The sequence below is a fragment of the Kribbella sp. NPDC023972 genome (assembly GCF_040639075.1).
Lineage (GTDB): Bacteria > Actinomycetota > Actinomycetes > Propionibacteriales > Kribbellaceae > Kribbella.
In genome coordinates this window covers 26549-49801 of record NZ_JBEZZH010000016.1, presented here as the reverse complement: position 1 = coordinate 49801, position 23253 = coordinate 26549, and the positions used below count along the sequence as shown (strand labels likewise).

Here is a 23253-nt window from a genome sequence, read left to right as displayed (position 1 = left end):
GCCACGACCTGCACTTCACACGCAACGATTCAGGAGGGTTGTCTTTATGGCAGTCGCAGTAGAGAAGGTTCTTTACACCGCCAAGGCCACCGCTCAAGGCGGCCGGGACGGCAAGGTCGCGAGCAACGACGGCAAGCTCGACGTCGTCGTCGCGCCGCCGGTCGAGATGGGCGGCAGCGGCCACGGCACCAACCCGGAGCAGTTGTTCGCGGCCGGCTACGCGGCCTGCTTCCACAGCGCGCTCAAGCTGGTCGCCCGCAAGGCCCGCCAGGACGCGGACGGGTCGACCGTCACCGCGGAGGTCGGGATCGGCCCGATCAACGGCGGCGCCGGCTACGGCCTGGAGGTCGTGCTCGAGGTGAGCCTGCCGGGCGTCGAGCGCGCCGTCGCGGAGGAGCTGGTCGCCAAGGCGCACCAGGTCTGCCCGTACTCCAACGCCACCCGTGGAAACATCGAGGTCGACCTCAAGGTCGCCTGAGCGTTGCCACCCCGGAGGATCAGTCCATCCGAGCGAGGGCTTCCTTCAACAGGCTGTCGGTGTGCGACACCGGCGCCGCCGCGATCGTCAGCGCTTCCATGATCGCGACGTACTCGTCGACCTCTTCCAGCTTGTCCAGGTACAGCGCGCTGGCCGCGTGCTCGATGTAGACGATGTCCGGCAGGTCGCCCTCGGGGAACCGCAGGATGCTGAACGCACCGCCCGCGCCCGGGTAGCCGACGCTGCTGAACGGCATCACCTGGAGGGTGATGTTCGGCTCCTGCGCCCACATCATCAGGTGCTCGATCTGGGCCCGCATGATGTCCTCGCCACCGACCGGGCGGCGCAGCACCGACTCGTCAATGACCACCCAGAGGCGGGCCGGGTTCGCCCGGTTGAGGATCTGCTGCCGGGCCACCCGCAGCGCCACCCGCTGCTCGATCTCCTGGACGGGCAGGTAGGCCTTGCCCATCTGGACGACGGCCCGCGCGTACTCCTCGGTCTGCAGCAGGCCCGGGACGAACATCACCTCGTAGGTCCGGATCAGGGTGGCCGCGACCTCGAGGCCGACGTAGTTGGTGAACCAGGTCGGCATCACGTCGCCGTACCGGGACCACCAGCCCGGGTTGTTGGCCGCCCGGGCCAGCTCCATCAGCCGGAAGCGTTCCTCCTCGTCCTGCATGCCGTAGAGCTCGAGCAGGTCGCTGACGTCCCGTTCCTTGAACCCGACCCGGCCGAGTTCCATCCGGCTGACCTTGGACTCGGAGGCGCGGATCTGCCAGCCGGCGTCGGCGCGGCTGATCCCGGCCTGCTCCCGCATCCGCCGCAGCTGTCCGCCGAGCATGATGCGGAGAGCGGTCGGTCCACCGTCTCCACCAGCCACCGTCACGTCGTCACCCACCCCAGCGCCCGTCCACTCACCCATTTCAGCCCGCGATGCTACCGTCTGTCCACGGCAACAGGCGGTCGGCCGTCCACAACTTACTCGCGGTAGGCCGGCCGGGCGTGGCTGGAGCCGTGGCTAGAGTGGCGAGCATGGAGAACGAGATCAACGTGGTGGACGCCGGCGAGCGGAGCCGGTACGAGGCGCTCGACGCGGACGGCAACCTGATGGGCTTCGTCGACTACGCGCTGCATCCTGGTGTCATCATTTTCTTGCATGCCGAGACACTGCCCGACTATCGCGGCCGCGGCGTGGCCGGCCAGATCGCCACGAAGTCGCTGGACGACGCCCGGGCACTCGGACTCCGGGTCAAGCCGGCCTGCCCGTTCTACCAGGACTTCCTCGAGGAACACACCGAGTACGCCGACTTAGTCAAGCGGCCGGGCGAGTGACTGTACTGATGCCACGCCTCCGGCGCGGCGGGTCATGGGGCTCTAACTCCCAGCCTTCCCTCGTCACTCCAGTCGCTTCGCTCCCTCCGCTCCTCAGTCCAGGCCGGGAGGCCCCATGACCGGGCCGGGTTTGGGCAAGCTCGAGTGGCGGCCGGCGGCCGAGGTGCCGGAGTTGCTGGCCGAGCCGGTGCGGGACGGTCTCGGGTCGATCCCGGGGTACGCGGCGGCGATCGATCCCGGCCTGGCCGACACGGCCGCCTTCTGCGCGGAGTACGACGTACCGATGGCCGCGTCGGCGAACTGCGTGATCGTCCACGGCAAGCGGGCCGGTGAGTCGACGTACGCCGCGGTGATGGTGCTCGCGACCCACCGGGCGGATGTGAACGGCGTGATCCGCAAGCACCTCGGTGTCCGGAAGATCTCGTTCGCCGCCCAGGACGACGCGGTCAGCACGACGCGGATGGAGTACGGCGGCATCACCCCGATCGGACTGCCCGCGGACTGGCCGGTCCTGGTCGACGAGGCGGTCGCGAACGCCGGGCCGGTCGTGATCGGCAGCGGTATCCGGGCGTCCAAGCTCCTCGTCGACGGCGCCGATCTCGCCAAGCTCTCCACCGCCGAGGTCCTGCGGCTCGCGTCTCCCGTGGGCTGAACGCCGCGCAGTAAGGTAGGCCGGGTGGGTTCGCTCCTGATTGCCGGTACGACGTCCGACGCGGGCAAGACGACCGTGGTGACCGGGCTCTGCCGGTGGCTGGCGCGTCAGGGTGTGCGGGTGGCGCCCTACAAGGCGCAGAACATGTCGAACAACTCGATGGTCTGCGCGGACGGCGCCGAGATCGGCCGGGCGCAGTGGATCCAGGCCGTCGCCGCCGGCGCCGAGCCGGAGGCCGCGATGAACCCGGTGCTGCTCAAGCCCGGCAGCGACCGTCGCAGCCATGTCGTGCTGATGGGGGAGCCGTGGGGCGAACTGACCGCTCGCGGGTTCCTGACCGAGCGAGCGGAGTTGGCCAAGGCGGCCTTCGCGGCGTACGACGATCTGGCGTCGCGCTACGACGTGGTGATCAGCGAGGGCGCGGGCAGCCCGACGGAGATCAACCTGCGGCAATCCGACTACGTGAACATGGGCCTCGCGCAGCACGCCAAGGCCCCGGTGGTCGTGGTCGGCGATATCGATCGTGGCGGAGTGTTCGCGTCGATGTTCGGCACGGTCGCGTTGCTGAACGCGGCCGATCAAGGGCTGATCAGCGGGTTCCTGGTGAACAAGTTCCGCGGTGATGTGTCGCTGCTCCAGCCGGGGATCGACATGCTGACCGCCGTGACCGGCCGTCCGACGTACGGCGTACTCCCGTGGCTGCCCGAGCTGTGGCTGGACTCCGAGGACGCGCTCGACATCCCCGTACGGCGGAGTTCGCCGGCCGACCTGCTCACCGTCGCGGTCGTCCGGTTCCCGCGGATCAGCAACTTCACCGACCTGGACGCCCTCGCGGTCGAGCCGACGAACAGTGTGTTCTTCACGACCAGCCCGGCCGAGGTGCGGGACGCCGATCTCGTCGTACTGCCGGGATCGCGGGCGACCGTGGCGGACCTGCAGTGGTTGCGGGAGCACGGGCTTGCCGATGCGGTGGCGGCCCGGGTCGCGGCCGGGCGGCCGGTGCTCGGGATCTGTGGTGGGTATCAGTTGCTGGGTGGTGCGATCTCGGACCCGCACGGTGTCGAGGGTGGTGGTGAGCACACCGGACTCGGGTTGTTGCCGGGAGCAACGGTGTTCGCGGCCGGCAAGGTGCTGGCCCGGCCGGCGCCGACGGCGTACGAGATCCATCATGGCGTGGTGACGATCACCGGGGACGCGGCCGAGTTTCCTGGCGGGTGCCGGGTCGGGAACACCTGGGGAACGATCTGGCACGGGCTGCTGGACGACGACGCGGCGCGGCACGCGTTCCTGGCCGAGGTCGCCGAGGTGACCGGCAAGCCGGCGCCGGACGGCACGGTCTCGTTCGCCGCGCTGCGCGAGGCCCGCCTGGACCGGCTCGCCGACGCCATCGACTCGTACGCCGACACGGCCGCTCTGATGAAGCTGATCGCACACGGCCCGACCGCGCCGCCGTTCATTCCACCGGGTGTGCCGCAAACTGTCTGAGGCGTGGGTTAGCGTCCTCAGCTATGAAGGCTGAGCTGCAGCAATACCTCCAGGCCACCCGCGCGCTGATGCTGGCGAAGCTGGAGGGCTTGAGTGAATTTGACCGCCGGCGTCCACTCGTGCCCTCCGGGACGAACCTGCTCGGCCTGGTCAAGCACCTCACCGGGGTCGAGTACGTCTACCTCGGGACGAGCGTCGGCCGGCCGCCGGAGAAGCCGCTGCCCTGGGAAGAGGACGGCAGCGTCTGGGAGGGCGCCGACATGTGGGCCCTGCCGTCCGAGAGCACGGAGTACATCACCGACCTCTACCGGCAGGCCTGCGCCCACAGCGACCGCAGCATCGCCGAGTTGCCCCTGGACACCCCGGCCGAGGTTCCGCACTGGGCCGAAGGAAAGCGCGGTACGACGTTCGGCGCGCTGCTGGTCCGGGTCGTCGACGAGACCGCCCACCACGCCGGCCACGCCGACATCCTGCGCGAGCTCATCGACGGCCAGGGCGGCGCCGACGCCGACATGATGGACGAGGCCGGCTGGACCGAGTTCTACACCAAGATCCAACGGGCCGCGCAGGCCTTCCTGACAGACTGACCGGGTGAGGACCACCGACGTCGACGGACTGGCGGCCTTCCAGCGGGTGCGCGGGCGGTTGTTCGGGATCGCCTACCGGATACTCGGCACGGCGAGTGATGCCGATGAGATTGTCCAGGAGGCGTGGCTGCGGTGGCAGGGCGTCGACCAGCAGTCGGTGAAGGACCCGGGCGCATTCCTGGCGAAAGTGGTCACCAACCTGTCGATCAAGCAGCTCACCTCGGCCCGGGCCCGGCGGGAGACGTACGTCGGGGAGTGGCTGCCGGAACCGGTGCTCACCGGCCGAGCCTTCGACGAGCTCGGGCCACTGGAGCTGGTCGGCGAGCGGGAGTCGGTGTCGTTCGCGTTGCTGCTCCTGCTCGAACGGCTCAGCCCGGCCGAGCGAGCGGCGTACGTGCTCCGCGAAGCCTTCGCCTACAGCCATCGCGAGGTCGCCGAACTGATCGGCACGTCCGAGGCCAACGCCCGGCAACTGGCGTCCCGCGCGGCCAAGCGGGTCGCCGCCGAGCCGCGGCGTGAGCGCCGGGTCGATCCGGGGGAGTGGCGACGGCTGGTCGAGCGATTCATCGCGGCGGCCAAGCTCGGTGAGATCGGCGAATTGGAGGCGCTGCTCGCCGAGGACGTCGTGGCGCGTGCCGACGGCGGCGGCAAGGTGGTCGCGGCCCGCAACGCGATCGCCGGCCGCGAGCGCGTCGCGCGGTACCTGGTCGGCGCACTGGCACGCTTCGGCGCCGGGATCGAGCCGCACTTCGCCGAGGCGAACGGCAGGCCGGCACTCGTTGCCGTCAGCCCCGAAGGCGTGGCGGCCGTCTGCTTCGTCGAGTACGACGACCGCGGCGTGATCGACCTGGAGTTCGTGATGAATCCGGACAAGCTCACTTTCGCGGTCGGGCAGTTGTCACGAATCGGAGGGCTACCGGATCTGACCTGGTGAACGAACGAAAGGACACCAGTTGACGTCCTCCCCGCCCGTGAAGGGGGATTCCAACTACTACTACGCGGAGGTAGCGTGTTGGGGTTCACGCTTCGGGGAGACCCGTGGTGGCGTCTCTCGGCGTGCGCTGACGGCCCGTCGGGCCGCGATGTTCACTGCCGCGTTCAGGTCCGCGGGCGCCCGATGCCCGCAGGCTACGCACCGGAAGACCGCTTGGCTCTCGCGGTTGCCCGGTGCGCAGTGCCCGCAGACGCTGCAGGTCTGCGACGTGTACGCAGCGTTGATCTTCTCTACCCGCCCCCGGGCCTTGTGTTCCAGGCGCCGGACGAGCAGCCCCCAGCCGTTGGCCAGGATGCCCCGGTTCAGTCCCGCCTTGGCGAGGCGACGGTTCGGCAGGTACTTCCCTGGTCGGTCGGGGTCGGGTTTGGGCTTGGGCCGCCGGGTCATCTGCGCGATGCGCAGGTCCTCCACCCGGATCACATCGAAGCGACGGGCGAGGTCGGTGCTGGTCTTCTCCACCCAGTCCTTGCGCCTATCGCCGACTCGGGCGTGCAACTTGGCGATCGCGGCCTGCATCCGCTGACACCGCTTGGAGCCGCGGCGACACCGGGCCAGCCGGCGTTGCAGCTGCTTCAGTCGGACCTGTTCGCGGTCGGAGAGACCTGGGCAGGACAGGAGTTCGCCGGTGGACAGGGCGGCCGATACGGCGACGCCGCGGTCCACGCCAACGACCTCACCGGTACGGGGTGCCGGGATCGCGGCGAACGCGAGGTGCCAGCGCCCCCTCCGATCACGGGTGATGCGGTACGACTTTGCGTCGGGAACAGGTCGGGACAGCCGGAACCGGACCCAGCCCACCTTCGGTACGTTGACCTTGGCCCACTTCCGGTTCAGCTGCGTGATCCGGGACACTGGCGGGCCGACGATGCGGAAGCCTTCGTGCCGCCCGGCCTTGCGCCAGGTCGGGCGCCGGTGGGTGCCGGCGTAAAAGTTCCTGACAGCCTGGTCGAAGTCCCGCAGCGCTTGCTGTTGGACGGTCTGCGACCCGGCCCGCAGCCAGCCGAACACGGCCCGCGCCTCGGTCAGTTGCCGTGCTTGGTTCACGTACCCAGGTACTGGGCCTTCGTCGGGCGTCCACATCGACCACTGCTCAAGGGCCAGGTTCCACACGTACCGGGCGTGCGCGCACTCCTGCAGCATCGCAACCTGCTGCGTTGGAGTCGGGTACATCCGGAACCGGGACACGGAAACCATCCAAACAGCCAGGACCGACAGTCCCGATCTCCGAAGGGGGGCAGTCGCGATTCCTCCCCTCCCGACCTGAACGAATGGGGTAGCCCGCGACCAATCTGATGTCTACCATCCTCGTCACCGGCGGCACCGGCACTCTCGGCCGGCCTACTGTCGATCACCTCCGCGCGGCCGGCCATGAGGTTCGCGTCCTCAGTCGCAGGACCGGGCCAGGCCTGATCACCGGGGACCTGACCACCGGCCGCGGCATCGACGCGGCCGTCGACGGCGCCCACACGATCGTCCACCTCGCGACCGGCCTCGGCCGGCGGGACGTGCAGCAGGCTCGCAACCTGCTCAGAGTGCCGGTGGCTCATGTTGTGGTCATGTCGATCGTGGGCATCGACCGGATCCCGCTGCCGTACTACCGGTCCAAGCTCGAGGTCGAGCGGCTGGTCGCGGAGTCCGGGACGCCGTACACGATCCTGCGGGCGACTCAGTTCCACAACCTGCTGGACCGGATCTTCAGCCTGAGGCTTCCGGCCATCCTTGCCCCGTCGGTCACGCTCCAGCCGATCGCCGTCGAGGATGTCGCCGTACGGCTGAGCGAGCTCGTCGAGCAGGCGCCGGCCAACGGGCGCGCGCCCGACATCGGTGGTCCGGAGCGGCGGCGGCTGCCGGAGCTTGCCCGCGAATGGGCGGCGGCGCGGCGCTCCCGGCGCCCGATCATGCCGCTGCGCGTCCCGGGTAAGACCTTCCGTGCCTATGCCGGCGGGGCCGCGCTCGTCGACGGGCCGACGTACGGCACGATCACCTTTGCGGAGTACCTCGGATGAGGGGGTATGTGCGGTCCGTCCTGGTGATCTTCGCGGCGTACCAGCTTGTCCTCGGGGTGTGGCTGACGTTCTTCCCGGCGTCGTTCTACGAACTGCCGACGGTCGACTGGACGCCGCCGTACGGCGAGCACCTGTTCCGCGACTTCGGGGGCGCGACGCTCGGCTTGGCGATCGTGCTCATCGCGGCGGCGGTCCGCTTCGACCGGCTGCTCACGGTCGTCGCACTGCTTGCCTACCTCGCGTTCGCCGTGCCGCACCTCGTCTTCCATCTCGGCCACCTCGAGGGGGACTCGCCGGGCTGGTCCTCCCTGCTGGCCGTCGTCACCACGCTGAGCGTGCTCGTGCCGCTGAGCGCGCTGGCCGCCGCACGGAGGATGACTTGACGACTGTGACAGTAAAGCTGTCACAATGATCGGCATGGGTCCACTCCAGGGGGTGAAGGTCGTCGAGCTGGCGGGGATCGGTCCGGGGCCGTTCGCCTGCATGATGCTGGCCGAGCTCGGCGCCGAGGTGCTGCGGATCGACCGGCCCGGCGGCGGCCCGTCCCTCGGCCCGGCGGAGCTCGACCTGGTCAACCGCGGTCGACGCAGTGCGGCCCTGGACCTGAAGCACCCGGCGGCGATCGACGTCGTACGTCGTTTGGCTGCGCAGGCCGACGTACTGGTCGAGGGGTTCCGGCCGGGTGTCGCCGAGCGGCTCGGTCTGGGACCAGACGACCTGCAGGCGATCAACCCGAAGCTGGTGTACGGCCGCATGACCGGCTGGGGTCAGGACGGCCCGCTCGCGCAGACCGCCGGACACGACATCGACTACATCGCGTTGTCCGGTGCGCTGCATCTCATCGGCCGGGCGGGTGGTCCGCCGCAGGTACCGGCCAACCTGCTCGGCGATTTCGCCGGCGGCTCGTTGTACCTGGTCGTCGGCGTACTGGCCGCGCTGCACGAGGCACAGCGCAGCGGCCGTGGGCAGATTGTCGACGCGGCGGTTGTCGACGGTTCCGCACACCTGACGACGATGATGCTCGGCGCGCTCGCCGCGGGGACCTGGACGCAGGAACGCGGCACGAACCTGCTCGACACCGGCGCGCCCTTCTACGACGTGTACGAGACGGCGGACGGAAAGCACGTCGCGGTCGGCGCGTTGGAGCAGCCGTTCTACGACGAGCTGATCGCCAAGCTCGGCATCACCGCACCGGACCGCGGCGACCTGGCGAACTGGCCCGAGCTCCGCAAGGTGCTGACGGAAACCTTCCTCCAGCGCACCCAGGCCGAGTGGATGGACGTGTTCGACGGCACGGACGCCTGCGTCGCGCCGGTCCTCCCGCTCGCCGGTGAGCACCCGCATCTTGTTGCCCGCGGCACCTTTGTGGACAAGGACGGCGTCCGCCAGGCCGCACCCGCGCCACGCTTCTCCCGTACGCCGACCAGCCTCGGCCGCTCGCCCGCACGGGCCGGCGAACACACTCGCGAGGCCCTCGCCGACTGGGGCATCTCCGACATCGACGCCCTGCTGAACTCCGGCGCCGCCGTACAGAACTGAGAGGTACCGCCCGTGGAACGTCAGCTCTTCGACGCCGATCACGACGCCTTCCGGGACACCGCGCGGGCGTTCTGTGACAAGGAGATCGTGCCGCACCACGACGCCTGGGAGGAGGCCGGCATCGTCCCGCGCGAGGTCTGGACCGCGGCCGGTCAGGCGGGTCTGCTCGGCTTCATGATGCCGGCCGAGTACGGCGGCGGTGGCGTCCGGGACTTCCGGTTCAACGCGGTGGTGATCGAGGAGCTGACCCGGGCCCGGGCGAGCGGCGTCGGGTTCGCGATCCACACCGACATCACCTCGGCGTACCTGCTCGACTATGCGACCGACGAGCAGAAGGCACGCTGGCTGCCCGGCTTCTGCTCCGGCGAGACCATCACCGCGATCGCGATGACCGAGCCCGGCGCCGGGAGCGATCTGCAGGGCATCCGGACCACGGCCCGCCGGGACGGCGCCCACTACGTGCTGAACGGTCAGAAGACGTTCATCTCCAACGGCATCCTCGCGGACCTGGTCATCGTCGTCGCGAAGACGGACCCGGCCGCGGGCGCGCAGGGCATCTCGCTGCTGGTGGTGGAGCGCGGCATGCCGGGCTTCGAGCGCGGTCGCAACCTGGACAAGATCGGGCTCAAGGCGCAGGACACCGCGGAACTGTTCTTCGACAACGTGCGGGTGCCGGTGGAGAACCTGCTCGGGGAGGAGGGCAAGGGCTTCGTCCACCTGATGGAGAAGCTGCCGCAGGAACGCCTCGCCATCGCCGTCGTCGCGGCCGCCGCCTGCGAGAACCTGCTGGCCGGAACGCTGGAGTACGTCAAGGAGCGGAAGGCGTTCGGCCGACCGATCGGCTCGTTCCAGAACAGCCGCTTCGTGCTCGCCGAGCTGGCCACCGAGACGCAGATCGCCCGCGTCTTCGTCGACCGCTGCATCCAGGAGCTGAACGCCGGCACCCTGTCGGTCGCCGAGGCCGCGATGGCCAAGTGGTGGACCACCGAGCTGCAGAAGAAGGTCGTCGACCGCTGCCTGCAGCTGTACGGCGGCTACGGCTTCATGACCGAGTACCCGATCGCCAAGGCCTACCTCGACACCCGCATCCAAACCATCTACGGCGGCACCACCGAGATCATGAAGGAAATCATCGGGCGCACGATGGGAATCTGAGCTGTCCGTGGTTGACTGCCCCAGAGAGGGAGGTCGTCATGGGAATCGTGTCGCCGGGGTTCACCGGGCGTCGGCGGGGTGGGTCGGAGGTTCCGCCGGGGCAGTACCTGACGCAGGACTTTCCGGTGCTGTCCGCCGGGCCTACTCCGCACATCCGGACCGAGCACTGGGAGTTCACCGTCACCACGGAGACGGGTGAGGTGCACCGGTGGGACTGGGCCGGTCTGATGGGGATGCCGGCCGAGGAGATCACCAAGGACATCCACTGCGTGACCAGGTGGTCGAAGCTCGAGACCTCCTGGAAGGGCGTCTCGCTCGACGCCCTGCTCGCCGACGTCGAGACCGGGGCCGACTTCGCGCTCGCGCACAGCTACGGCGGCTACACCACCAACCTGCCGTTGGAGGACCTACTCGACGGCCAGGCCTGGATCGCGTACGAGTACGACGGCGAGCCGCTGGACCCCGAGCACGGCGGCCCGGCCAGGCTGCTCGTGCCGCACCTGTACTTCTGGAAGAGCGCCAAGTGGGTCCGCGGGCTGGTCCTGTCCGACACCGAGGACCTCGGCTTCTGGGAGACCGCCGGCTACCACGGGTACGGAGATCCATGGAAAGAACAGCGATACGCCGGCGACTGAGCTGGCAGGTTGCCACGGTGGCCGACGTACGACGGGAGACCGCGACCGCCCGGACGTTGGTGCTCGAGGTACCGGAGTGGCCCGGTCACCTGGCGGGTCAGCACCTGGACGTCCGGCTGACCGCACCGGACGGGTACCGGGCCTCCCGGTCGTACTCGATCGCGTCCGCGTGGTCCGGTGACACGATCGAGCTGACTGTCGAGCAGGTGCCGGATGGCGAAGTCTCGCCGTACCTGGTCGACGTGGTGAAGGCCGGCGATCCGTTGGAGATCCGTGGGCCGGTCGGTGGGTGGTTCGTCTGGAAGCCGGAGCAGGACGAGCCGGTGCAGTTGATCGGCGGGGGATCGGGGATCGTCCCGCTGATGGCCATGCTGCGCGCTCACTCGGCCGCGGCGAGTACGGTGCCGGTGCGCCTGATCTATTCGGTACGGCGGCCCGTCTCGGTGATCTACGTGAACGACTTGAAGACGCTGGCCGCGGCGGACCACGTCGACGTACGTCTCGTCTACACGCGGGAGGCGCCGGCGGGGGAGCCGCGGGTCGGACGGATCGACGCCGGCCTGATCGAGCAGTTCGGGTTCACGCCGGCGGACGCGCCGACGACGTACGTGTGCGGGCCGACGCCGTTCGTGGAGACGGTGGCGGACCTGCTCGTCGCCGCCGGACATGACCCGGCCCGAGTGAGAACCGAGCGTTTTGGACCGACAGGAGGCCCGCGATGAGTGAAAACACTCACCTCGACGGCAATGCGGCGGCCGGTGCTCTCAGCGAGTTGTTCGCGGTGGACATCACCGCCGCGATCGCCCGCTGCGCCGGCTGCGGCCAGACCGGTGTCTTCGCCGACACGCGGTTGTACGTGAACGCACCTGGCCTGGTCGCCCGGTGCACCGGGTGCGACGGCGTACTCCTGCGCGTCGTCACCACCCCGAGCGACACGTACCTGGACCTGCGCGGCCTCACCTACCTGAAGCTGCCGAACGAGTGATCTGCCGCCGGGTCGTCGTCCACGGACTCGTCCAGGGCGTGTTCTTCCGCGACAGTTGCCGCCGGGAAGCACGGCGGGCCGGGATCAACGGCTGGGTTCGGAACCGGCCGGACGGCACCGTCGAAGCGCTCTTCGAGGGACCCGAGGACGCCGTCCAGCGGATGCTGGACTGGGTCGGGCACGGGCCGCCGTACGCCCGGGTCGAGCGGGTCGACGTCACCGACGAGCCGCCCAGCGGTCTGACCGGCTTCGTCATCGGCCTCTGACCACCTTCCGGACCCGGGTCAGCTAGCTGACTCGGGGCTTCTTTACGTGCCTGGATCTTGACAGCGCGCACACACCTGCGGTTTTGTAACACGATCTGATGCGAAGTTAACAGGATCGGCTGAGAGGTGTGGTCAGATGAGGCGGTTCGGTGTGGTGGCGGTCGCTGGGCTGGTGGCGCTGGCGTCGGCGGCATGCGGCGCGGACGAGGGCGGCGCGGGCGGCACGGGAGGCGGTAGCTCGGACGCGAAGATCGCCTTCCTGATGCCGGACATCGCCTCGACCCGGTACGAGCTGTTCGACGCACCGCTGTTCACGGCGAAGATGAAGGAGCTGTGCTCGGGCTGCACGGTGCTGTACCAGAACGCCGCCGCCGACCCGGCCAAACAACAGCAGCAGGCCAACTCGATGCTCGCCCAGGGCGTGAAGGCGATCGTGATCGACCCGGTCGACTCCGCGGCGGCCGCCTCGATCGTGCAGACCGCGCAGAGCCAGGGCGTCCCCGTGATCGCGTACGACCGGCCGATCCCGGACAAGAAGGCCGACTACTACATCTCGTTCGACAACGAGAAGATCGGCCAGCTGATCGCCCAGTCGCTGGTCGACCACCTCAAGCAGACCAAGGCGACCGGCGGCATCCTGCAGGTCAACGGTTCACCCACCGACGCCGCGGCCGGCCTGATCAAGAAGGGCATCCACAGCGCGGTCGACCCGAGCGGCTACAAGCTGCTCGCCGAGTTCGACACGCCGGGCTGGCAGCCGCCGAAGGCGCAGGAATGGGTCAGCGGACAGATCACCCGGTTCCCGAACCAGATCGCCGGTGTGGTCGCCGCGAACGACGGCACCGGCGGCGCCACCATCGCGGCCTTCAAGGCGGCCGGCGCCAAGGTCCCGCCGGTCACCGGCAACGACGCCGAGCTGGCCGCCCTGCAGCGGGTCATCTCCGGCGATCAGTACAACACCATCTCGAAGCCGATCAAGATCGTCGCGGACGCCGCCGCCGTGGTCGCCCACGAGTTTGCCCAGGGCAACAAGCCGGAGGGCAAGACGACCCTGTTCGACACGCCGTCGGAGCTGTTCACGCCGACCGTCGTGACCCGGGAGAACATCGCCGAGATCCTCAAGGAGCCCGGGTTCGCGGTGAAGATCGCCGATATCTGTACGGCGGAGTACAAGGCCGACTGCGCGGAGCTGGGCCTGAGCTGATGGAAACGCTGCGTCTGAACGGCATCAGCAAGAACTTCGGTGCCGTCGCCGCCCTGACCGACGTCGACCTCACCGTGGACGCCGGTCAGGTGGTCGCGATCGTCGGCGACAACGGCGCGGGCAAGTCCACGCTGGTCAAGGTGCTGTCCGGCGTGCACGCGCCGGATGCGGGCACGATCACGTTCGAGGGCCGGGAGGTGACGATCCCCGGCCCGGCGGCAGCGCACAAGCTGGGTATCGCGACCGTGTTCCAGGACCTCGCGCTGTGCGAGAACCTCAACGTGATCGAGAATCTCTTCCTCGGCCAGGAACTCGGACCGTACCGACTCGACGATGTCGCGATGGAGGTGAGGTCCTGGGAGTTGCTGCGGCAGTTGTCCGCCAAGCTGCCGGCCGTCCGGTTGCCGGTGGCGGCGTTGTCCGGTGGGCAGCGCCAGACCGTGGCGATCGCGCGGTCGCTGCTCGGCGATCCGAAGATCATCATCCTGGACGAGCCGACCGCCGCCCTCGGCGTGGCGCAGACCGCCGAGGTGCTGAACCTGATCGACCGGCTGCGCGAGAACGGCCACGGCGTGATCATGATCAGCCACAACATGGCCGACGTACGGGCGGTGGCCGATCAGGTCGTCGTACTGCGTCTTGGCCGGAACAACGGCGTGTTCGACGCGCGGAGTACGTCGTCGGAGGAGATCGTCGCCGCGATCACGGGTGCCGTGGACAACGTCGTGACGCAACGTGCCGGCCGGGTGCAGGACGCCATCGGAACCGGCAGCAGCCCGAACGAAGGAGTGCAGCGGTGACCGCAGCCGATCTGACCGACGAGCGGCTCCGGCAGGCGGCCGGCCTGCGCGGGTCGGTGACGGCCCTGGTGGACCGGGTCCGGGCCGGTGAGCTCGGGGTGCTCCCGGTGGCCGCCGGGCTGCTGGTGATCTGCGTGGTGCTGCAGATCCTGAACCCGATCTTCCTGTCCAGCACCAACCTGGTGAACCTGCTGATGGAGTGCGTCCCGGTCGGGATCATTGCCCTCGGCATCGTCTGTGTGCTGCTGGTCGGCCAGATCGATCTGTCGGTCGGGTCGATCAGCGGTCTGTCCGCGGCGCTGATGGCGATCCTCTTCGTCAAGGAGGGGTGGCCGGCCTGGGCGGCGGTGCTGCTCGCGCTGGTGACCGGCTGCGCGATCGGGCTGCTGTACGCAGAGATCTTCAACCGGGTCGGGATCCCGACCTTCGTGATCACCCTGGCCGGGTTGCTGTCCTTCCTCGGGTTGCAGCTGAAGGCGCTCGGCTCGATCGGCTCGGTGAACCTGCCGTTCGATTCCGGCCTGGTGAAGTTCGCCCAGCTGGCGTTCGTCCCCGCCTGGCTGTCCTACACGTTTGTCCTGCTCGCCTCGGCGTCGCTCTTTGCTGTCGGCTTCCTGCATGCGCGCAAACGTCGTACGGCGCAGTTGTCCGCGCGGTCGAACCGGTTCCTGCTGGTGCGCAGCGGCGTACTCGCGGTGGGGCTGGGCTTCGCGGTCTGGTTCCTGAACCGGACGCGGGGGGTCGGCTGGATGTTCGTCCTCTTCGTCGCCCTCGCGCTGGTCCTGCACTACTGCCTGACCTCCACGAAGTGGGGCAAGGCGGTCTACGCGGTCGGCGGGAACGTCGAAGCCGCCCGCCGCGCCGGCATCAACGTCCGCCTGGTCTACACCTCGACCTTCGCCATTTGCACGACGCTGGCCGCCTTCGGTGGAGTCCTCGGCGCCGCCCGTCTCGCCGCCGCGAACCAGGCCAGCGGCGGCGGTGACGTCAACCTCAACGCCATAGCCGCGGCAGTCATCGGTGGTACGTCGTTGTTCGGCGGCCGAGGCACCGCCTTCGCCGCTGTCCTAGGCGTCCTGGTGATCCAATCCATCTCCAGTGGCCTGACCCTGCTCAGCCTCGACTCCTCCTACCGCTTCTTCGTCACCGGCGTGGTCCTCCTGCTGGCAGTGGGCGTCGACTCCCTGGCCCGCCGTACCCGAACATCCCACGGCCGTGCCTGAGCTACCGGCGGGGTGGTTTGGTGCCGGTGCGGCGGATGGTGTCTCGCTGGGTCTCGCCTACGGCTCGTTCGTAGGCGAGGACCAGGCCTTGGATCGTCACCGGCTTGAAGCGTTCGACCAGCTGCTGGATGTGCTCGGGCGGGCCGCCGGAGTCGCGGTAGTGCGGCCAGACCTTGGTGCGGAAGACCTCGGTGAGCTCCTCGGCGATCGCGCGGCCGTGCTCGGTGAAGATCCGGCCGGCGTCGAGCACCGCCTCGACCGGTAGATCCAGGTCGAGGAGCTCGACGCCGAGGCTCAGATGCGCGGTCGCGACCTGGAACACGTCCTCGTCCGGCGTCGGCTCGACCACCCCGAGCGCGACCAGCATCTCGATGTCGTCATCGGTCAGCTCGCGGCCGGTACGACGTACCAGCGTGGCCCGGTCCAGCGTCTCCGGCAGATCCCGCATCCACGGCGTCAGCAGCGTGCGGTGCAGCGCGATGTCCTGCGGCGTCGCGTCGGCCGGGATCCGGTCCAGGTACCCCTCGATCGCCGACAGCGTGAACCCGTGCGCCTGCAGCTCCCGCACCAGGTCGAGCCGTGCGATGTGCTCCGGTCCGTAGTACCCGACGCGCCCGCGCCGGATCGGCGGCGGAATCAGCCCTCGCCCGGCATAGAACCGCAACGTCCGCACTGTCATACCGACCCGCGCCGACAACTCGTCGACGGTGAGGGTCGCCTCGTCCCCCGCGACTTCCGACATGGCGGAGATCATAACCAGCCCCACTTGACCATCGTGACACTACAACTGTCACAATCGGCTGTATGACCAGTGACGCCTTCCTGTACGACGCGATCCGCACGCCGCGGGGCAAGGGCAAGCCGACCGGCGCGCTGTACGAGGTCAAGCCGATCCAGCTGATCACCGGTCTGCTGCACGAGTTGCGCCACCGGCATCCCGGCCTCGATCCGGCCACGATCGACGACGTGGTCCTCGGTGTCGTCACGCCGATCGGCGACCAGGGCATGGACATCGCCCGTACGGCGGTCCTCGCCGCCGGGTACCCGGAGACGACGGGCGGCGTCCAGCTCAACCGCTTCTGCGCCTCCGGCCTGGAGGCGGTGAACCAGGCGGCCCAGCGGGTCCGGTCCGGCTGGGAGGACTTCATCCTGGCCGGCGGGGTGGAGTCGATGTCACGCGTGCCGATGGCCTCCGACGGCGGCGCCTGGGCGATGGACCCCGAGACCGCCCTCCAGACGAACTTCATCCCGCAAGGGATCAGCGCCGACCTGATCGCAACCCTCGACGGCTTCTCCCGGACCGACGTCGACGCGTACGCCGCCGAGTCGCACGCGCGCGCCGCCAAGGCCTGGGCGAACGGTTACTTCGCCCGATCCGTCGTCCCGGTCAACGACCGCAACGGTCTGCAGATCCTCGACCACGACCAACTGCTCCGGCCTGGTACCACGGTCGACACGCTGGCCGGACTGCCGCCGTCGTTCGCGGCGATCGGGGAGCACGGTGGTTTCGACGCGGTCGCGCTGGAGAAGTACCTGACGGTCGAGCGGATCGAGCACGTCCACCACGCCGGCAACTCGTCCGGGATCGTCGACGGCGCAGCTCTGGTTGCCATCGGCAACGAGAAGACCGGTGAGGCGCTCGGTCAGGCTCCCCGCGGCCGGGTGGTCGCGACGGGTGTCAGCGGCGCCGACCCGACGATCATGCTCACCGGCCCGGCGCCGGCCGCCCGCAAGGCGCTGGCCAAGGCCGGTCTCGAGGTGAGCGACATCGACCTGTTCGAGATGAACGAGGCGTTCGCGGCCGCGGTGCTGCACTTCATGAAGGATCTCGGCGTACCGCACGAGAAGGTGAACGTGAACGGCGGGGCGATCGCGCTCGGCCACCCCCTCGGCGCCACCGGCGCCATGCTGATCGGAACCCTGCTGGACGAGCTGGAGCGGCGTGAGCTCCGGTACGGACTGGCCACCCTGTGCGTCGGCGGCGGGATGGGCGTCGCGACGATCATCGAGAGGCTCGCGGCATGATCTCCTGCAACAACGCCGAAGGTGTCGTCACGCTGACGATGGACGACCCCTCGGCCTCGGCGAACACGATGAACGAGGCCTACATCGCGGCGATGGGTGAGACCGTCGAGCGGCTGCGAGCGGAGAAGGACTCGCTGAAAGGCGTCGTCATCACCAGCGCCAAGCCGACGTTCTTCGCCGGCGGCAACCTGCAGATGCTGTCACAGATCCAGCCCGAGCACGCCGCCGAGGTCTTCGAGACACTCGAAGAGGTCAAGCGTCAGCTCAGAGCCCTGGAAACGCTGGGAGTTCCGGTGGTTGCCGCGATCAACGGCAGCGCCTTGGGCGGTGGACTCGAGATCGCGCTGGCCTGCCATCACCGAATCGTTGCCGACGACAACCGGATCGAGCTCGGCGTCCCCGAGGTGACCCTCGGCCTGCTCCCGGGCGGTGGTGGTGTGACCCGCACCGTCCGGATGCTCGGCCTGCAGGACGCGCTGATGAAGGTTCTGCTCGAGGGCCAGCGGATGAAGCCCGCTCACGCTCGATCCGTCGGCATTGTCGACCAGGTCGTCCCGGCCGACGACTTGCTCGCTGCGGCGTACCGGTGGATCGCGTCGTACGACGGGGACGCCAAGCAGCCCTGGGATCGCGACGGTTACAAGATCCCCGGCGGTACGCCGTCCTCGCCGAAGCTGGCTGCGTTCCTGCCGGCCTTCCCGGCGAACCTGCGCAAGCAGCTGAAGGGCGCGCCGTACCCGGCGCCGCGGGCGATCATGAGCGCGGCGGTCGAGGGCAGCCAGGTCGACTTCGACACCGCCTCGCGGATCGAATCGCGGTACTTCGTGTCACTGGCGACCGGGCAGATCGCGAAGAACATGATCCAGGCGTTCTTCTTCGACCTGCAGGCGATCAACGCCGGCGCTTCGCGCCCGGGCGGCGTACCGAAGTACACCGCGCGCAAGGTCGGCGTACTCGGCGCGGGCATGATGGGCGCCGGGATCGCGTACGTGTGCGCCAAGGCCGGTATCGAGGTGGTGCTGAAGGACGTCTCGCTGGAGGCGGCCTCGCGCGGGAAGTCGTACTCGGAGAAGTTGCTCGCGAAGCAGGTGCGGAAGGGTCGGACCACCGCGCAGCAGGTGGAGGAGTTCCTCAGCCGGATCACCCCGACCGCGGATCCGAACGACTTGGCCGGCTGTGACCTGGCGATCGAGGCCGTGTTCGAGAGCGAGGAGCTCAAGCAGAAGGTCTTCGCCGAGATCGCCGGCGTGGCCGAGCCGGACGCGCTGCTCTGCTCGAACACGTCGACGCTGCCGATCACGTCACTCGCCGACGGTATCGACCGGCCGGACGACTTCCTCGGGATGCACTTCTTCTCGCCGGTGGAGCGGATGCAGCTGGTCGAGCTGATCGTGGGGGAGAAGACCTCGGAGCGGACCATCGCCAAGGCGTACGACGTGGTCCGGCAGATCAAGAAGACGCCGATCGTGGTCAACGACAGCCGTGGCTTCTTCACCTCGCGCGTCTTCGGCACCCTGGTCATGGAGGGCGCCGCGATGGTTGCCGAGGGCGTCGATCCGGTGACGATCGAGCGGGCGGCGACGCAGATGGGCTTCCCGGCGCCGCCACTGGCGATGCTCGACGAGGTCACGCTCACGTTGCCGCAGAAGATCCGGGACGCGGCCAAGGCGGCGGGGGACAGCGCGGGTGCGTTCGACGACCACCCGGGGATGGCGGTGACGGACCGCCTCGTGAACGAGTTCGACCGCCGGGGCAAGGCGGCCGGGGCCGGCTTCTACGACTACCCGGCTGACGGGCCGAAGCGGCTGTGGCGCGGCCTGTGGGAGCACTTCCCGCGCGGCGGCGCCGTACCGCTGATCGATCTGCAGGAGCGGATGACGTTCGCGATGTCGCTGGAGACGGTCAAGTGCTTGGACGAGGGAGTACTACGCTCCGTCGCCGATGCCAACATCGGCTCGATCTTCGGCATCGGCTTCCCGCCGCTGCACGGTGGCGCTCTCCAGTACATCAACGCCTACGGACTGCCGGAGTTCGTCCGCCGCTCGCGTGAACTGGCGTCGTCGTACGGCGCCCGCTTCGAGCCACCAGCGCTGCTCCTCCACAAAGCAGAGTCCGGCGAAACCTTCAACTGACCACCGGGCCGGGGGGCTTGAACAGGAACTGGTGGGCTGCGACCAGCCATTTCCTGTTCAAGCCCACCAGACGGTGTGCGCACCCCAGACGCTCGCGGAGGCGCAGAGCTTTAGCTGGAGGCGCTTGCGTAGGAGTGGAGGCCTCGGTGCCAGAGGAGGCGGACGAGGAGGACTGCTACGAAGGCCAGGCCGAGGCCGGCGGCGAGTGGGGGCCAGGGGAGGTCGCCTGCTAGTGCTCGGATCGGGAAGGTGGTGGCGAAGGCTACTGGGAAGGCGAAGGTGAGGAAGGCGCGGACTGCCGTGGGGAAGAACGCCAGCGGATAGCGGCCGGCTTCGGTCAGGTTGAGGAAGACGAAGCCGATCGGGTTCACCGACTGGAGCCAGAAGGCGAGGAAGGACATCGCGGACCACACGCAGACGAGGAGCAGCAGGCCGGTTGTCGCAAGGACGAGCGCCTGCAGGATCTCGAGCGGGTTCGGACGGATGCCGGCCTGGACCAGGCCGAGGATCAGCACCACGATGCCGCTGGCGACGTTGCTCAGCTCCGCGACGTTGATCCAGCGCAGAGTCAGGTAGAACTGGCTCGACACCGGTCGCAGCAGGATCGCGTCGAGCTCGCCCTCGGTGATGTACGTCGTCATCCGGTTCAGGTTCGGCGCGACGAACGTGGCCATCAGCCCGCTGACGATCTGGTACATCCCGACCAGCGCGATCACTTCGGCGCGTGACCAGCCGCGCACCTCATTGGCGTACCCGAACAGCAGCAGGATCGGCACGATCCCGAGCCCGAGCTGCACGAGCCCTACCAGCAGCGTGGTCAGGAAGTGTGCCCGGTAGTGCGTCTCGCGGACGACCGCCTGCGCGACGAACCGGCGCCACAGCCGGAGGTGCCGCCGCTGCTTGTGCAACCAGTTGCGGTCGAGCGGACGTCGTTCGTCGGCGTACGTACGGATGGCACTCATGCGCCCACCGCCGAGTACGCGCGGATCCCGACCGACCAGACGAGCCGGGCGAGTACGCCGAAGAGGACCACGTAGGCGAGCTGGATCCCCAAGCCGGCCAGGAGTTCCGCGCCGGACAGACTGCTGGCGACGATCTCGACCGGGAACGACACGGTGAACCGGAACGGCTGGTTGTCGATGAACCCGCGCGACCAGTCCGGCATCAGCGCCAGCGGTACGACGGAACCGGACAGCACACTCGCGATGATCAGCCGGGCCTGGGCGAGCGCGGTGACGTCGTCCATCCAGAACGCGAGGGACGCGATCAGGATGTCGATCGTGAACACCAGGATCGCCCCTAGCACGATGCTGACCGCGAACAGCGCCCAGCGGCCCGGCCCGGCCGGGATGCTCATCGAGTCGCGGAAGATCCACCACAGGACGCCGATCATCGGCACCAGGGCGAACAGCTTGAGGAACTTCTCCGACAGGTTGTTGGCGACGAAGCCCACCAGCAACGACACCGGCCGCACCATCCAGCTGGACAGCTTGCCGAGCCGGATGTCGTTCGCGAGGAAGCCGGTCAGCCACGACGAGGTGGCCATCGTGACGAAGCTCAGCAGCACGAAGTACGTCGTGACGTAGCGCTCGTCGATCGGGAGCCGGGCACCGTTCGCGATCGCCGTACGCCAGATGAGCAACGAGATGATCGGCACGCAGATGTTGGCCGCCATGAAGATGATCCACGCGCCGCGGTAGATGGACTGCTGGGCGATCTCGGCCGCGACCATCCGTCGCAGCACGCGGAAGTTGCGCAGAATCGTGCTCATGACGGGTCTCCCAACGTGCTGCGGCGCTGGAACAGGTCGCGCATGATCTCCTCGATGTCGGCGTCCGCGACATCGAGGTCGACGAGCGGGCCGATCCGCGTAAGCTGCTCCAGCACGTGTCCGGCGCGCTCGCGGTCCACCTCGAGCTTGACCCTCAGGTCGGAGTGCTCGACGGCGGTGACACCGTCGAGAGCCGCGAGCCGGCCGGCGTCGACGTTCGTCGCGTACGTCGCCTGCACCAGCTTGCGGGGCCGGGTCGCGCGGACGAGGTCGTCGAGGCCGCCGTCGTACTGGATCCGGCCGTGGTCGATGATCATCACCCGCGAGCAGAGCGCCTCGATGTCGTCCATGTCGTGGCTGGTGACGAGGATCGTCGTACCGCGCGCCCGGTTGACCTCCGCGAGGAAGGTCCGGACCCGCGCCTTGGCGATCACGTCGAGGCCGATGGTCGGCTCGTCCAGGAACAGGATCTCCGGGCCGTGGACGAGCGCGGCCAGCAGTTCGAGCTTCATCCGTTCACCGAGCGAGGTCTTGCGAACCTGCACGTTCAGCAGGTCCTGGACCTCGAGCAGCTCGGCGAGCTCGGTGACGTTGCGGTCGAACTCCGCGGTCGAGAGCCCGTACATGTCCTTGTGCAGCAGAAGGCTCTCCATGGCGGGAACGTCCCACCACAGCATGGTCTTCTGCCCCATGACGAGCGCGATCCGGCGCAGGTAGTCGTGCTTGCGGTCCGACGGCGTGTAGCCGAGGACCTCCAGTTCACCGGACGTCGTGTACAGCAGCCCGGACAGCATCTTGAGCGTCGTCGTCTTGCCGGCGCCGTTCGGACCGAGCAGGCCGACGACCTCGCCGCGGTTGATGCCGAACGTGATCTTGTCGACGGCGAGCCTGGTCTCGTACCTGCGCTTGACGAGGCTCTTGATCGCGCCGCCGAGCCCGGCGCGCTGCTGGTGGAACGTGTAGGTCTTGGTGAGATCGCGTGCCGCGATCACAGGTGGCTGATCAGTGGATGCGTGAACCACAGTGGAGCACCGCTTTCGAGAGTCGGTTGACCAACGGACCGGGCAGCGTCACCGCGCACAGCGCGAGAGCCGTCCTGACACCGTCGAAGTGGATCGGCCGGACGACCTCTCGGTCCGTCCCGGCTCCGTGATCTGTCAAGCCCCGACCCGCGACCGCGCGGGCTGGGACAGAATCAACCGGGTCCGCTATCTCGACGACGTGCAGGCACTCCTCTGGTCCTTCCGACGTGCGGCTGCCAGCCAAAACGCTAACCACCCCGGAAAGCGATGTCCACCCGTTTCCCGCCCACCCGGGACCGCCCGCGGGTGGGCGGGAACGGTGGGGCGACTACTCGGCGATCTGGTAGGTGGGGGTGATGATGGCTCGGGCCAGGGTGTGGAAGGCGAGGTTGAAGCCGACGACGGCGGGGGTGGCTTCGGGGTCGACGTCCAGGGCTTCCACGTCGATGGCGTGTACGACGAAGTAGTAGCGGTGGACTTGGTCGCCGGCCGGCGGGGCGGCGCCGCCGTAGTTCTTGGTGCCGAAGTCGTTGCGGACGTGGAAGGCGCCGTTCTCGAGGCGCTCGGTGGTGCCCGCCCCGGTGTCCAGCGAGGTGACGGTCGCGGGCAGGTTGACCAGGACCCAGTGCCAGAAGCCGGACACGATCGGCGCGTCCGGGTCGAAGCAGGTGACCACGAAGGCCTTGGTCTCCTCCGGGAACCCGGACCATCTCAGCTGCGGCGAGGTATTCCCGCCGGCGAAGGCGTGATCGTCCGACAGCGGCTCACCCTGGGCGACATCCGTGCTGGTGACGGTGAAGGAGCCGGCCTGCGGGAGGAGTTCGTACGGGTCCGGTGCGACGGGCCGATCGAGGGACATCTGTGATCCTCCGGGATTTCGCGACGTATGGTGATTCCGACATTACTGTCCACATCACCCGATCCGTCCGTGGGCACCGCCGAAGGGATGCGAAGATCGG

Annotated in this window: 26 protein-coding genes; 19 read left to right on the top strand and 7 right to left on the bottom strand. The window is 68.7% G+C overall.

All coding sequences use genetic code 11. The annotated features are described in order from the left end of the window. The first annotated feature begins 46 nt into the window (after nucleotides 1–46). Complete coding sequence (locus AB0F43_RS36980; RefSeq protein WP_360488190.1) at nucleotides 47–478, top strand: organic hydroperoxide resistance protein; 432 nt, start codon at nucleotides 47–49, stop codon at nucleotides 476–478. 19 nt (nucleotides 479–497) lie between these two features. Here AB0F43_RS36980 and AB0F43_RS36975 read toward each other — a convergent pair whose 3' ends face one another. Next, a complete protein-coding gene (locus AB0F43_RS36975; RefSeq protein ID WP_360488268.1) occupies nucleotides 498–1322 on the bottom strand; it encodes a helix-turn-helix transcriptional regulator in 825 nt (274 codons plus the stop codon). Between the two features lie 191 nt (nucleotides 1323–1513). On the opposite strand from AB0F43_RS36975, the gene AB0F43_RS36970 reads away from it, so the two are divergent. From AB0F43_RS36970 to sigJ, 5 genes are all read left to right on the top strand, one after another. Next, a complete protein-coding gene (locus tag AB0F43_RS36970; RefSeq protein ID WP_360488187.1) occupies nucleotides 1514–1813 on the top strand; it encodes a GNAT family N-acetyltransferase in 300 nt (99 codons plus the stop codon). A 115-nt stretch (nucleotides 1814–1928) separates the two neighbouring features. Continuing rightward, nucleotides 1929–2465, top strand: coding sequence for a YbaK/EbsC family protein (locus tag AB0F43_RS36965; RefSeq protein WP_360488184.1), 537 nt, complete (start codon nucleotides 1929–1931; stop codon nucleotides 2463–2465). Between the two features lie 24 nt (nucleotides 2466–2489). Beyond that, nucleotides 2490–3950: a cobyric acid synthase gene (locus AB0F43_RS36960; RefSeq protein ID WP_360488181.1), complete on the top strand. Its 1461-nt coding sequence runs from the start codon at nucleotides 2490–2492 to the stop codon at nucleotides 3948–3950. A 23-nt stretch (nucleotides 3951–3973) separates the two neighbouring features. After that, nucleotides 3974–4537 (top strand): DinB family protein, encoded by a 564-nt coding sequence (locus AB0F43_RS36955; protein WP_360488178.1) that lies wholly within the window; start codon nucleotides 3974–3976, stop codon nucleotides 4535–4537. 4 nt (nucleotides 4538–4541) lie between these two features. Next, complete coding sequence (gene sigJ / locus AB0F43_RS36950) at nucleotides 4542–5471, top strand: RNA polymerase sigma factor SigJ (protein ID WP_360488175.1); 930 nt, start codon at nucleotides 4542–4544, stop codon at nucleotides 5469–5471. A gap of 60 nt (nucleotides 5472–5531) precedes the next feature. On the opposite strand, the gene AB0F43_RS36945 is transcribed toward sigJ, so the two are convergent. After that, the gene (locus AB0F43_RS36945; RefSeq protein ID WP_360488172.1) at nucleotides 5532–6725 is read right to left on the bottom strand and encodes a transposase; all 1194 of its coding nucleotides are present in this window, start codon (nucleotides 6723–6725) and stop codon (nucleotides 5532–5534) included. Nucleotides 6726–6823: 98 nt separating this feature from the next. On the opposite strand from AB0F43_RS36945, the gene AB0F43_RS36940 reads away from it, so the two are divergent. The 11 genes from AB0F43_RS36940 to AB0F43_RS36890 all read left to right on the top strand — a co-directional run bounded on the left by AB0F43_RS36940 (nucleotide 6824) and on the right by AB0F43_RS36890 (nucleotide 15344). Continuing rightward, complete coding sequence (locus AB0F43_RS36940; RefSeq protein ID WP_360488169.1) at nucleotides 6824–7537, top strand: NAD(P)H-binding protein; 714 nt, start codon at nucleotides 6824–6826, stop codon at nucleotides 7535–7537. Beyond that, a complete protein-coding gene (locus AB0F43_RS36935; protein ID WP_360488166.1) occupies nucleotides 7534–7920 on the top strand; it encodes a hypothetical protein in 387 nt (128 codons plus the stop codon). The genes AB0F43_RS36940 and AB0F43_RS36935 overlap by 4 nt, the downstream gene beginning before the upstream one ends. A 34-nt stretch (nucleotides 7921–7954) precedes the next feature. Then, nucleotides 7955–9076: a CaiB/BaiF CoA-transferase family protein gene (locus AB0F43_RS36930; RefSeq protein ID WP_360488163.1), complete on the top strand. Its 1122-nt coding sequence runs from the start codon at nucleotides 7955–7957 to the stop codon at nucleotides 9074–9076. A 12-nt stretch (nucleotides 9077–9088) separates the two neighbouring features. After that, nucleotides 9089–10231 (top strand): acyl-CoA dehydrogenase family protein, encoded by a 1143-nt coding sequence (locus AB0F43_RS36925; RefSeq protein ID WP_360488160.1) that lies wholly within the window; start codon nucleotides 9089–9091, stop codon nucleotides 10229–10231. 38 nt (nucleotides 10232–10269) lie between these two features. Beyond that, on the top strand, nucleotides 10270–10866 hold the full coding sequence (locus AB0F43_RS36920; protein ID WP_360488157.1) for a sulfite oxidase-like oxidoreductase: 597 nt from the start codon (nucleotides 10270–10272) through the stop codon (nucleotides 10864–10866). After that, nucleotides 10836–11588: a ferredoxin reductase gene (locus AB0F43_RS36915; protein ID WP_360488154.1), complete on the top strand. Its 753-nt coding sequence runs from the start codon at nucleotides 10836–10838 to the stop codon at nucleotides 11586–11588. Before AB0F43_RS36920 ends, AB0F43_RS36915 begins: the two co-directional genes overlap by 31 nt. After that, a complete protein-coding gene (locus AB0F43_RS36910) occupies nucleotides 11585–11851 on the top strand; it encodes a DUF6510 family protein (protein ID WP_360488151.1) in 267 nt (88 codons plus the stop codon). Before AB0F43_RS36915 ends, AB0F43_RS36910 begins: the two co-directional genes overlap by 4 nt. After that, nucleotides 11848–12117 (top strand): acylphosphatase, encoded by a 270-nt coding sequence (locus AB0F43_RS36905; protein WP_360488148.1) that lies wholly within the window; start codon nucleotides 11848–11850, stop codon nucleotides 12115–12117. The genes AB0F43_RS36910 and AB0F43_RS36905 overlap by 4 nt, the downstream gene beginning before the upstream one ends. A 136-nt stretch (nucleotides 12118–12253) precedes the next feature. Continuing rightward, the gene (locus AB0F43_RS36900; protein WP_360488146.1) at nucleotides 12254–13321 is read left to right on the top strand and encodes a sugar ABC transporter substrate-binding protein; all 1068 of its coding nucleotides are present in this window, start codon (nucleotides 12254–12256) and stop codon (nucleotides 13319–13321) included. Continuing rightward, entirely contained in the window at nucleotides 13321–14121 is an 801-nt protein-coding gene (locus AB0F43_RS36895; protein WP_360488143.1) for an ATP-binding cassette domain-containing protein, read from the top strand. Before AB0F43_RS36900 ends, AB0F43_RS36895 begins: the two co-directional genes overlap by 1 nt. After that, complete coding sequence (locus tag AB0F43_RS36890) at nucleotides 14118–15344, top strand: sugar ABC transporter permease (RefSeq protein ID WP_360488140.1); 1227 nt, start codon at nucleotides 14118–14120, stop codon at nucleotides 15342–15344. The genes AB0F43_RS36895 and AB0F43_RS36890 overlap by 4 nt, the downstream gene beginning before the upstream one ends. A 1-nt stretch (nucleotide 15345) precedes the next feature. Here AB0F43_RS36890 and AB0F43_RS36885 read toward each other — a convergent pair whose 3' ends face one another. Next, nucleotides 15346–16086 carry a MerR family transcriptional regulator gene (locus AB0F43_RS36885; RefSeq protein WP_360488137.1) on the bottom strand — a complete coding sequence of 247 codons (741 nt, stop codon included), beginning with the start codon at nucleotides 16084–16086 and terminating at the stop codon, nucleotides 15346–15348. Nucleotides 16087–16148: 62 nt separating this feature from the next. Here AB0F43_RS36885 and AB0F43_RS36880 point away from each other — a divergent pair, with 62 nt between their 5' ends. Both AB0F43_RS36880 and AB0F43_RS36875 read left to right on the top strand, forming a co-directional pair. After that, the gene (locus AB0F43_RS36880) at nucleotides 16149–17369 is read left to right on the top strand and encodes an acetyl-CoA C-acetyltransferase (protein ID WP_360488134.1); all 1221 of its coding nucleotides are present in this window, start codon (nucleotides 16149–16151) and stop codon (nucleotides 17367–17369) included. Continuing rightward, nucleotides 17366–19501 (top strand): 3-hydroxyacyl-CoA dehydrogenase NAD-binding domain-containing protein, encoded by a 2136-nt coding sequence (locus AB0F43_RS36875; RefSeq protein ID WP_360488131.1) that lies wholly within the window; start codon nucleotides 17366–17368, stop codon nucleotides 19499–19501. The genes AB0F43_RS36880 and AB0F43_RS36875 overlap by 4 nt, the downstream gene beginning before the upstream one ends. Before the next feature lie 110 nt (nucleotides 19502–19611). Here AB0F43_RS36875 and AB0F43_RS36870 read toward each other — a convergent pair whose 3' ends face one another. The 4 genes from AB0F43_RS36870 to AB0F43_RS36855 all read right to left on the bottom strand — a co-directional run bounded on the left by AB0F43_RS36870 (nucleotide 19612) and on the right by AB0F43_RS36855 (nucleotide 23153). Beyond that, nucleotides 19612–20463: an ABC-2 family transporter protein gene (locus AB0F43_RS36870; RefSeq protein ID WP_360488128.1), complete on the bottom strand. Its 852-nt coding sequence runs from the start codon at nucleotides 20461–20463 to the stop codon at nucleotides 19612–19614. Beyond that, nucleotides 20460–21272, bottom strand: coding sequence for an ABC-2 family transporter protein (locus AB0F43_RS36865; protein ID WP_360488125.1), 813 nt, complete (start codon nucleotides 21270–21272; stop codon nucleotides 20460–20462). Before AB0F43_RS36865 ends, AB0F43_RS36870 begins: the two co-directional genes overlap by 4 nt. Next, complete coding sequence (locus AB0F43_RS36860) at nucleotides 21269–22264, bottom strand: ATP-binding cassette domain-containing protein (protein WP_360488122.1); 996 nt, start codon at nucleotides 22262–22264, stop codon at nucleotides 21269–21271. Before AB0F43_RS36860 ends, AB0F43_RS36865 begins: the two co-directional genes overlap by 4 nt. 358 nt (nucleotides 22265–22622) lie before the next feature. Continuing rightward, nucleotides 22623–23153, bottom strand: a complete 531-nt coding sequence (locus tag AB0F43_RS36855; RefSeq protein ID WP_360488119.1) for a YbhB/YbcL family Raf kinase inhibitor-like protein — start codon at nucleotides 23151–23153, stop codon at nucleotides 22623–22625. Nucleotides 23154–23253 lie beyond the last annotated feature (100 nt).